Source organism: Pseudochrobactrum sp. AO18b, assembly GCF_000409565.1.
In the GTDB taxonomy this organism is placed as follows: domain Bacteria; phylum Pseudomonadota; class Alphaproteobacteria; order Rhizobiales; family Rhizobiaceae; genus Pseudochrobactrum; species Pseudochrobactrum saccharolyticum.
The window spans coordinates 1-1,454 of the sequence record NZ_ANNO01000037.1 but is presented as its reverse complement, the minus strand read 5'-3'; the positions used below and the strand labels follow the sequence as shown (position 1 = coordinate 1,454).

Annotated in this window: 1 protein-coding gene; it reads left to right on the top strand. The window is 54.5% G+C overall.

Going from position 1 to position 1,454, the window contains the following annotated elements:
• Positions 1–208: 208 nt before the first annotated feature.
• Positions 209–1,454: folylpolyglutamate synthase/dihydrofolate synthase family protein (locus A918_RS0101685; RefSeq protein WP_022709378.1), on the top strand; the 1,246-nt coding region annotated here is incomplete at its 3' end.

Genomic DNA, 1,454 nt, shown 5'->3' with positions numbered 1-1,454 from the left:
CTAAACCAGCGGCGCGTTTTCTTTTATAAGTACCCTGTTGCAAAACAGACTGCAAACTGGTCAGTTCATCTGCGATTATCAGAGCGTATCCCGAAAAGTGTGAAGCGCCTTCGCAGGGAAATCAGTTCACTGGACTGATTTCTTTTCCTGCTTCGATTGGGATAAGATACGCGTAAAAGCAAATAGATAGAGCATTTCCGGATCTGCCATGACACAAAATCTCACCGCCGCACATCGTATTGAACGCCTTCTGGAAAAACACCCGAAGGGTTTTGATCTGTCACTTGAGCGCATCAGCCGCCTGCTGGAAGCGCTGGGCAATCCGCAGGATAAGTTGCCGCCGATCATCCATATTGCCGGTACCAACGGCAAGGGTTCAGCCACAGCTTTCGCCCGTGCGCTGCTGGAAGCAGAGGGACTGGCAGTGCATGTGCACACCTCCCCGCATCTGGTGAACTGGCATGAGCGCTATCGTCTGGGGCGCAAAGGCGAAACCGGCCAGCTGGTTGATGATGCAACGCTGTCCGATGCCGTTGCACGGGTAACAGAGGCGAATGGTGAGCATATGATCACCGTCTTCGAGCTTCTGACCGCCGTGACCTTTGTTCTTTTCGCCGAGCATCCGGCAGATGCAGTTATTCTGGAGGTTGGTCTTGGCGGACGGTTTGACGCCACCAATGTCATCACCAAACCGGCCGTATCGCTGATTATGCCGGTATCGCTCGATCACCAGTCCTATCTCGGCGATAAAGTCGAAATCATTGCCGCCGAGAAAGCCGGTATTATCAAACGCGGTTGTCCGGTGGTGATCGGCTTCCAGAGCAGCGATGATGCCCGTCAGGTGATGATTGATATTGCTGACCGTTTGCGCTGTCCGCTGAGCGTTTTCGGGCAGGATTTCCTCGCCTATCAGGAACATGGCCGCATGGTTTATCAGGATGAAAGCGGGCTGATTGATCTGCCACTGCCTCGTCTCCCAGGCCGTCACCAGATTGCCAATGCAGCGGCAGCGATCAAAGCCGTGCGCGAAGCCGGTTTTGCTCTAAGCGATCAGGCTGTTGAGAAAGCCATGACATCTGTGACATGGCCAGCGCGCATGCAGCGCCTGACACAGGGCGATCTGATGCGTTTTGCTCCTGAAAAGGCTGAAGTCTGGCTCGACGGCGGGCATAATCCGGGTGCTGGCGTGGTTATTGCCGAAGCTCTGGCTGAACTTGAAGAGCGCGATCCGCGCCCACTCTATCTGATTACCGGCATGATCAACACCAAAGATCCGGTCGGTTATTTTGAAGCTTTCACCGGCATGGCCAGACAGGTCTATACGGTAGCAATCAGTTCCAGCGATTCCGGTATTGACCATGAAACGCTGGCCGATGCGGCACGCAGAGCCGGTCTGGAAGCTCTGCCGGTTGCAAGTGTTGCTGAAGGGCTGAAAGCCATCAAAGAACAGGTCA